Source organism: Dysgonomonas sp. (genome assembly GCF_035323175.1).
Classification (GTDB): domain Bacteria; phylum Bacteroidota; class Bacteroidia; order Bacteroidales; family Dysgonomonadaceae; genus Dysgonomonas.
This window is the reverse complement of record NZ_DAOKYH010000037.1, coordinates 1-8,159: the sequence shown is the minus strand read 5'-3', so window position 1 is coordinate 8,159 and position 8,159 is coordinate 1. Positions and strand designations below refer to the sequence as shown.

Sequence of the window (8,159 nt, the reverse complement as noted above, 5' to 3'; positions counted from 1 at the left end):
CTTTGGTGGGTTCAACGGTTTTGAGTTTACCGTCCTGCTCCCCTGTGATGACTTTGAGTTTGCCATCTTCGCCTTGGGTCAATAAGACTTTAGGCTCTTCGGATTTTACTTTGTTTTGATCCATAATAAATGATGTTTTTATTTTGCATTACTATTAATGCAAAGCGAAAATACATCTTACTAATAGATTGATTGCAAGGTTTTAAAGAGGTGGTAGCTTGTGTCTGGGGTTGTCTATGCGCAATTGGTGAATATGGTGTTTTTACCTCCTGTTCTTATTGTTTAAACTGAAAAATGTAAATAGACAAAACTATAGAGTCTTGCTTTCATATCTGTATCAGTAAAATACTCTATCTTTGTGATAATCCTATAAGTAACAAATAATGAAAGTCGAAAAAATAAAAGAACTGATCCAATCCTGCAACATCAATTTCTTAATTGGTTCTGGTTTGTCACGTCCATATCTGAATACTTTAGGTGATATTGAAAACTGGCTAACAGAATTAAATAAAGAGGATAATAGTCCTCAAAAAGAGATTATACGAGCTTCAATATATGCGAAGTATTTTACTGATGTAATTAAGCCGAATCTTCAGTCTGAGATTGACGATGATATCGTTGGTTATTCTGACGATGTGTTAGGGGTTTATCGGCAATTTTTAATTCTCTGGAATGATATTATTGTACGCAGAGCAAGCAGGCTGCACAATAAACAGATCAATATATTCAGTACTAACATCGACTTATTTGTTGAGCGTGCCGCAGAAAAAACAGGAATAGAGTTCAATGATGGTTTTAAAGGTCGAATAAATCCGGTCTTTGATGAAGGTAATTTTCAAAAATCATATACAAAAACAAGTACTCATTATCAAAACATATCGGAAATTCCTGTTTTCAATTTGCTAAAACTACATGGATCAATAGATTGGAAATCAATCGGAACAGATATAAAACAATTATCTCATGATAGTTTGTTAGAAAATGTGCAAGTGACAAATAAAGCCTTACAATCTATTAAGAAAGATGTACTTATAAGAATAGATAAAAAAGAGACACTTGCAGAAATAGTTGCTAAAGCAAACTCGCTATCTAAAATAGATAAAAAAGCAATAAAGCCATTTACTGACAGTTACGACAAGTTAGTTGTTATAAATCCGACCAAACAGAAATTTAAAGACACAGTTCTCGACCTGCATTTTTATGAACTGATGCGAATATATTCTAATGTATTAGAAAAAGAAAATTCGCTATTGTTTGTTATGGGATTTTCGTTTGCTGACGAACATATCTCTAAAATCACAATGCGAGTAGCTGACTCTAATCCAACATTATTGATTATTATATTCTCTTTTTCAGATGATGAAAAGAGTCAGTTTGAAGAATATCTTAAATTGAACAATGGGAAATCAAAAAACAATAACATTCTGATTGTTACTCCTTCAAATTTTATCGAAACTAATGCTGAAGGAGATAAAGACAAGTTAGCTAAGCTAAAAAAGAATGTGGTAAATTTTGATTTTAAGACCTTAAATGCAGAAGTGTTCGAACAAATCAGCAGGATGATCCCCATTAACAATAACAATGGAAAATAGAGTTGATAATATATTACAGGAAAATTCTATTTTTAGGATTGGGACTGTCTTTTCTGTGGAAGGAAGAGAAGTTAAAGTTAAGGTTGATAAAGTAAAGAATGCTTCTCACTTGCTATATAAGGGAAGTCTAATTAAGAATGTATCTGTTGGGGGGTATGTAAAAATAGAAAAAGGCTTTATTTCAATCATTGCTAAAATTGAAGGGGAATCTATTAAAGAAGAAAAGCTGCCGGTTATACAAGAGTATGGAAAAGAAGAAAATAAAATAAACAGAATCCTCAATGCTAAACTGCTTGGATATATTGAAAATGCAAAGTTTGAGCGGGGGATAAAAGAACTGCCACTCATAGATAATGAGTGTTTTCTGCTAAATAGTGAAGAGTTTAAACAAATTCACCAATTTGTTAAACAGGATGACAAACCTATTCAAATAGGCACTCTTGCTTTAGAGAGAGGTCAGGAAATATATGTTGGTGTTAATAGCCTATTTTCCAGTCATATCGGGATATTTGGAAATACGGGAAGTGGTAAGTCTTATACATTGGCTAAAATATATAGGCAACTATTTAGGGCATTTGAAGATCAGGATAAGTTTAAGAGAAATGCACGATTTCTGCTTTTTGATTTTAATGGTGAATATAATGGTGACAATGTAATTATAAGCAATAAAAAAGTCTATAACTTATCAACGAAGGATAGTACAGGAAAAGACAAACTTCCTTTTTTTGAAAATGACTTATTAGATAAGAACTTGTTTTCCATACTGGCAAGTGCATCAGAAAAAACACAACAACCATTCATTGGGCGAACGCTCGAATTTTATAAAAAAGTTATGGGTGTAAATGATTCTTTAGGCTACTTTCATAATATTTTGAGAAAGCGAATAGAGGAAATTTTATGTATGTCAGACAAGGTACAGTCTAAATTACTATTGGATTACATAGAACAGATTTTACCTAAATACATTAATAAAGATGGTGAGGAGGGTAGATTAATTGACGATTTTGCGTGGAGACCAGATAAATTCTGTTATTACTTGGGAGATTTTAATAATTACCAATGTTTTATTGAAAATAGAAACTTTGTAAAAGAAACCAAACTTTATAAACAGGTTGAACAGTATGAATTTGAATCTGATTTCATTTCAAGAATCATACACTTTCTATATCTTCAACTCATTCATGACGTGCTAACCAATAGGGCTAATAACGAGCATATTGCCCCTGCAATAAACAAATTAAAGAGTTTCCAAAAAGATATTGCTAAAGTTATAGAAATCAAGGATAGTGCTATTGACTTTTGGGATAATGATTATTTAGCTGTTATAAATCTCAATGAAGCAAATATCAATATAAAGAAATTGATACCGCTCCTTATTTCTCACAAATTATACTCAGAACACAAAAATCATAAGACTGACAATGAATTAGAAAAGTCATTGAATATCATTATTGATGAGGCACATAATATTTTATCCTATGAATCTCTTCGGGAAAGCGAATCATGGAAAGATTATAGATTGGAAACATTTGAAGAAATAATTAAAGAAGGACGAAAATTTGGAGTTTTTCTCACTATTGCAAGCCAAAGACCGTCTGATATATCCACTACTATTATTTCTCAACTTCATAATTATTTTATTCACAGGCTCGTAAATAATAAAGATTTAGATATGGTCGAAAAGGCTATCTCATACCTAGATCAAGTGTCAACGGAGGCCTTACCTATATTGGGAACGGGAATGTGTATTTTGTCTGGTCAATTGGTTCAAATGCCTGTAATAATATCAATCGACACTATTGAAAGCCAACATCAACCCAATAATGAAACAATCAATTTATTGAAAAACTGGGAAGATTAATTCATTATACATTAGCAGATTATGGCAATACTGAGAAATTGTTTTACACAACCGACGTTAGAAGGCATTTCTAAAATTCTTGGAGATACAAGTTCAGGTTTGACTGGTAGTGAAATACAACACCTATTGGCACAAAGTAAAATAGCCGATGCATCGCCCACTTCAACTAAATAGAAAAGGATATACGATGCTTTTGCTATTTATCAAAATGAGAATCGATGTTCAAATCACATATTGAACTTTATCGGACTCGCATTAGCTCCTGCAAAATATGTCAATAACCCAGAAGTCTTTGCTGAAAAAAGAAATCAAATCAACCAACAATTAAGCTTTATTGGATATCAACTGAATGAAAATGGAAAGTTTAGCGAGATAAAACTGGCATCTACAATTTCAGAAGCTCGAAGAAAAGCAGACGATTTGAAAACAAAATTAGAGCAAAGGAAGGCGCATCGAGAAATTTTCAATTATTGTAAAGCTGAACTGCTGGCAAATAATTACTTTCATTCAGTATTTGAAGCAAGCAAAGGATTATTCCAGAGAATTAGGAATTTATCCCTATCTAATGAAGATGGGAACAGGTTAATCGAATATGTGTTTAGCAATACACCTGTATTAATAATAAACAACTATCAGTCCAAATCGGAACAAGATGAACATAAGGGATTTTGCAATATACTGAAAGGCTTATGTGGAATGTTCCGTAACCCCGAAGCACATGAGCCTAAAATTAGCTGGGAAGTTTCGGAGCAAGATGCACTTGAAATATTGTCAATGATTTCATACTGCCATAGAAGATTAGATAACGCACAAAAAATAAGGTAAACAGTTATGGGTGGAAAAACATCAAGAACAGGTAAGGATGGCAAAGTAGTAACATTCCCTATATCAGGCTACACATATAGAGAAGGTAAAGATGGTAGAGTTGTAGCCTTTCCTATATCGGGATATACATACAGAGAAGGTAAAGATGGTAGAATTATAGCATTTCCAATATCGGGGTATACATATAGGGAAGGTAAAGACGGTAGAATTGTCGCTTTCCTTATATCGGGATATACATACAGAGAGGGTAAAGATGGTAGAATTATAGCATTTCCAATATCGGGGTATACATATAGGGAAGGTAAAGACGGTAGAATTGTCGCCTTCCCTATATCGGGATATACATATAAAGAAAATAGTAAAGGGAGAATCATTGCTACCAAAATTTAATAGACTTATGCAGCTATTAAACTTAAACTAGTCCTCTTTCGGTAACAAATGGCAAAGGTCGGGATTGTCCTTTATACGCTGCAACTCTTCAACGACAATCTGTTTGGCTTCGGCTTTGATGCGATCATAATTCTCCTTAATCATTTCCTTCATGCGGTCTACTCCATTTTCATCTACAAAGTTGGTGATAATGGGTATTTTCTTGTACGCTTTAGTTTCCGTGGCTACTCGCTCGTTGTCTATCACAATTTCACAGTGAAAAGTCTTTTGCTCTATCCGTTCGTCGAAGTTATCCGCTATCGCACCCACAAACATACCCTGTGTTAGATTGGATATTTTGGATGGAGGTATCAAACTATCCATTTGTGTAGAAATGGAAGTCGATTTATCGTTACGGTTAATGGTCATGGACTGGCGTTTCTGCAAAACTTTACCAAAACGGTCGGACAAAGTTTTTGCCGTATCACCAACTACCTGCCCCGAAAATATATTACCTACTGTGTTCATTACTACGGCAGCCTCTTTGTCTCCATAGTCACGCTTTAACTGCGAAAAGTCTTGAAACCCCAATAATACAGCAACTTTATTGCTTCGGGCGGTGGCTATCAAGTTATCCAACCCTTTGAAATAAATAGTTGGCAACTCGTCAATAATAACACTACTTTTGAGTTGCCCCTTCTTATTTATCAGCTTCACAATGCGACTGTTATATAATCCGAGTGCCGCTCCGTATATATTTTGTCTGTCGGGATTATTACCTACTGCCAATATTTTAGGATCATCAGGATTATTGATATCTAATGTAAACTCATCACCCGACATCACCCAATATAATTGTGGGCTAATCATACGTGAAAGAGGTATTTTAGCACTTGCAATCTGCCCTTGGAGCTGATCGGCAGCCCCAGATTTCCACGCATCCATAAAGGGAGAAAGGTAGTTTTCGAGGTCTGGGTACGAAGTCAGAATCGGAAAAATATCTTCATAACTTTTGTTCAAAAATTCTATGGCATGAGGAAAAGTACAGTATTTACCATCCTTGTAGATTCGCAAATACCATATAATGGCAGCAAAAAGGATAATCGGAGATTCTACAAAGAAGTCTCCTTGTTTTTGCACCCACGTCCGGTTCAAATTTAACATTATGGTGTATGCACTCTCATAAGCATCTGAAATATCATCCATAAATGACGGGTTAATTGGATTGCAACGGTGGCTACGACTTGGATCATCAAAGTTTATCACATAAAAGGTCGGTACTTTCTTATAACCTTCTCTATTGTTTAACAGATGGTTATAAGCAATAGTCGAAAGGTCTGGAAACTTGAAATCGTAAATATAGCCCGTATAGCCTTTCTCAATCTGCTGTTTGATGAACTGATTTACAACGGCGTATGACTTACCCGAACCAGGAGTACCCAACACAATAGCCGCACGAAACGGGTTTACTACGTTTATCCAACCTTTCCACTGCTTTTTTTTGTACCAAAACTTTGTGGGCAGGTTTATCGAATAATCATTTACCATCAACTTGGTTTCCTGCATAAACGATTCGTTTTCGTTATTGAACGGATCGTCCATCAGATTGTTTTTGAGTAAGCGACTCATCCATGTACCCGCCATCAAAAGCAATATATATCCTACTGCAATGGTAAAAATATAAAAGCCTGCATTGGCTATTTTGGGAAGAGGCAGATAAAGAAGCCACCAGTTCAGAAAGAAAAATACAAAACCAAAAATAAGACATACATAGATATGATTCCATGTAATCTTTTCCTCCTTCACTCCCTTTGTCCCCAAACAGGACAGGGCAAGGAATACCACGGCAAAGATTTTCGTCCACAATATAGAATTGAACAAACCTGCGGTACGGTTAAAATTCATTAGAATTTTATCTACTACCCCGATATTAATTCCCCACTCGTGTATTGCCTGATAACAGAACCAATAAATATTCATCAGAACGAACAAAATACTGATCGCCCTCATAAACTCCATGACTTTAGCAAGTCCTCTTAAATCATCTTCTTGTGACATAATTGTTATTTTTAAATTGTTAGAATTTTAAATTTTATAGCTGCCTCCCATACCGACGTTTCTTCTTCCTCTTACGTTTTAAAGTCGGCTGCTTGTTATCTGTCCCTTCGACTTCGGGAGTAAAGACAGAAAATAAACTCCCCACCGGATCGTTCGTCTCGGAGTATGTTGATTGTGGTTGCTGATTGGTGGTTGGTTGTTTATTCTCGGAATGTTTCGGGGCTGGTGCTTGCATATCCTCACGAGGTAGATTATCTACAAAGCGTTCACCCAGAACATTCGCCGAAAATTCTTTACCCAAACGAGAACCGTTAAGAACCGTCCTCTGATTATGGTCAATAAATGTAGCCCCATAGATGCGTCCTTCATCGTTGCGACGTAACACAAGGTCGATACCTTTCTCCCGCAAAGCCGCTCGGAACTCGCTCTCTGTGCGGGTACTTGCAAAGGACGCTGAAACAGTAGCACGGGTTTGTTTGGCTATGCCATTTTCCTTAATTGATTCTTTTGACTTCTCAAATAGTTTTTCCAATCTATCCAAACCGTGTTCCTTGCCGAACAGTGAAGATTTCAAAGGTGTACCGACACGGTTGCCATCACCGTCCAATGCCGAATAAACCAATCCCCGATACGCTTTACCCTTATTTTCTCCTTTGATTTCCTCTACTCCTATATTATATAAGGAGAGCAAAGCACGATATTCGCCCAAAGTCTGAAAAGAATACATTTCAGAAAGCGGTTTTATGACGTTTGCCACCTGTTTTTTTAAGTTCCCCTGGCTAACGTCTATTGGAGCAAGCTGCCATGCCTCGCCTTGATTCTTTTCTTTTGAGTGCAGACCGTACTTTTGTTCTAAAGAATCGGTGATCTTTCTGCTGCGTTCGTAATTTTTGCTGTCGCTGATTATTGAGCCATCCGTGCGTACACGGGTCGATACAATGTGTATATGCTCCCTGCCAATGTCTTCATGTTTGAAAATCATATAGGGTTGTCCGCCATATCCGAACTGCTCCATGTACTCACGACCAATGTCGGCAAGTTGCTGATCGGTCAGTTTATCGTCCGGATGTGGGTTGAGTGAGATATGGATAACAGGCTTCGATGTGCGAATATGCGAGGGCATAAATCGCTCGAAATCTTCCATACAAGAGGCAACATTGAACACACCATCGTTAGGTTCAATGACCAGATTGGTAGCCAAAACTTTACCTAAACCCTCATTTACTTTCTCTTGATTGTAGGAAAGTGCACCATACAAACTGCTTCCGTGACTAAATTTTGCAACCATTTTTAGAGATGTTTAGCCTTAAATTGTTCGCACAATTGCATCACTTCCCGTCCAATTTCTGCCAGTTCAATGGTTGCATTCTCCAATTTATAAAGTAATGCCAATGCTTTTTTCTCTCCAAAATTGGAATGTAATTCCTTTACAACTTGATTGTAATTGACTCCGA

General features: G+C 36.1%; 8 protein-coding genes. 5 read left to right on the top strand and 3 right to left on the bottom strand.

The window, feature by feature from the left end; all coding sequences use genetic code 11:
- The first annotated feature begins 383 nt into the window (after positions 1–383).
- From PKC55_RS18055 to PKC55_RS18035, 5 genes are read left to right on the top strand one after another with little or no spacing between them, the layout of a single operon-like run.
- Positions 384–1,592 (top strand): SIR2 family protein, encoded by a 1,209-nt coding sequence (locus PKC55_RS18055; protein WP_291129433.1) that lies wholly within the window; start codon positions 384–386, stop codon positions 1,590–1,592.
- Complete coding sequence (locus tag PKC55_RS18050; RefSeq protein ID WP_291129436.1) at positions 1,582–3,453, top strand: ATP-binding protein; 1,872 nt, start codon at positions 1,582–1,584, stop codon at positions 3,451–3,453. The genes PKC55_RS18055 and PKC55_RS18050 overlap by 11 nt, the downstream gene beginning before the upstream one ends.
- Positions 3,454–3,474: 21 nt before the next feature.
- Positions 3,475–3,627 carry a hypothetical protein gene (locus tag PKC55_RS18045; RefSeq protein ID WP_291129438.1) on the top strand — a complete coding sequence of 51 codons (153 nt, stop codon included), beginning with the start codon at positions 3,475–3,477 and terminating at the stop codon, positions 3,625–3,627.
- 60 nt (positions 3,628–3,687) lie between these two features.
- Positions 3,688–4,278 carry a TIGR02391 family protein gene (locus PKC55_RS18040; RefSeq protein WP_291129440.1) on the top strand — a complete coding sequence of 197 codons (591 nt, stop codon included), beginning with the start codon at positions 3,688–3,690 and terminating at the stop codon, positions 4,276–4,278.
- A gap of 6 nt (positions 4,279–4,284) precedes the next feature.
- The gene (locus PKC55_RS18035; RefSeq protein WP_324373634.1) at positions 4,285–4,668 is read left to right on the top strand and encodes an InlB B-repeat-containing protein; all 384 of its coding nucleotides are present in this window, start codon (positions 4,285–4,287) and stop codon (positions 4,666–4,668) included.
- A gap of 27 nt (positions 4,669–4,695) precedes the next feature.
- Here PKC55_RS18035 and mobC read toward each other — a convergent pair whose 3' ends face one another.
- The 3 genes from mobC to PKC55_RS18020 all read right to left on the bottom strand — a co-directional run.
- Positions 4,696–6,705 (bottom strand): conjugal transfer protein MobC, encoded by a 2,010-nt coding sequence (gene mobC, locus PKC55_RS18030; RefSeq protein ID WP_324373633.1) that lies wholly within the window; start codon positions 6,703–6,705, stop codon positions 4,696–4,698.
- Between the two features lie 34 nt (positions 6,706–6,739).
- Positions 6,740–7,993, bottom strand: coding sequence for a conjugal transfer protein MobB (gene mobB, locus PKC55_RS18025; RefSeq protein WP_324373632.1), 1,254 nt, complete (start codon positions 7,991–7,993; stop codon positions 6,740–6,742).
- A 2-nt stretch (positions 7,994–7,995) separates the two neighbouring features.
- Positions 7,996–8,159: plasmid mobilization protein (locus tag PKC55_RS18020; RefSeq protein ID WP_524536951.1), on the bottom strand; the 164-nt coding region annotated here is incomplete at its 5' end.

What these genes read in the sequence shown, in the direction of transcription:
- PKC55_RS18055 (WP_291129433.1), top strand. Translation starts at nt 384, where the DNA reads ATGAAAGTCGAAAAAATAAAAGAACTGATCCAATCCTGCAACATCAAT.
- PKC55_RS18050 (WP_291129436.1), top strand. Translation starts at nt 1,582, where the DNA reads ATGGAAAATAGAGTTGATAATATATTACAGGAAAATTCTATTTTTAGG.
- PKC55_RS18045 (WP_291129438.1), top strand. Translation starts at nt 3,475, where the DNA reads ATGGCAATACTGAGAAATTGTTTTACACAACCGACGTTAGAAGGCATT.
- PKC55_RS18035 (WP_324373634.1), top strand. Translation starts at nt 4,285, where the DNA reads ATGGGTGGAAAAACATCAAGAACAGGTAAGGATGGCAAAGTAGTAACA.
- mobC (WP_324373633.1), bottom strand. Translation starts at nt 6,705, where the DNA reads ATGTCACAAGAAGATGATTTAAGAGGACTTGCTAAAGTCATGGAGTTT.
- mobB (WP_324373632.1), bottom strand. Translation starts at nt 7,993, where the DNA reads ATGGTTGCAAAATTTAGTCACGGAAGCAGTTTGTATGGTGCACTTTCC.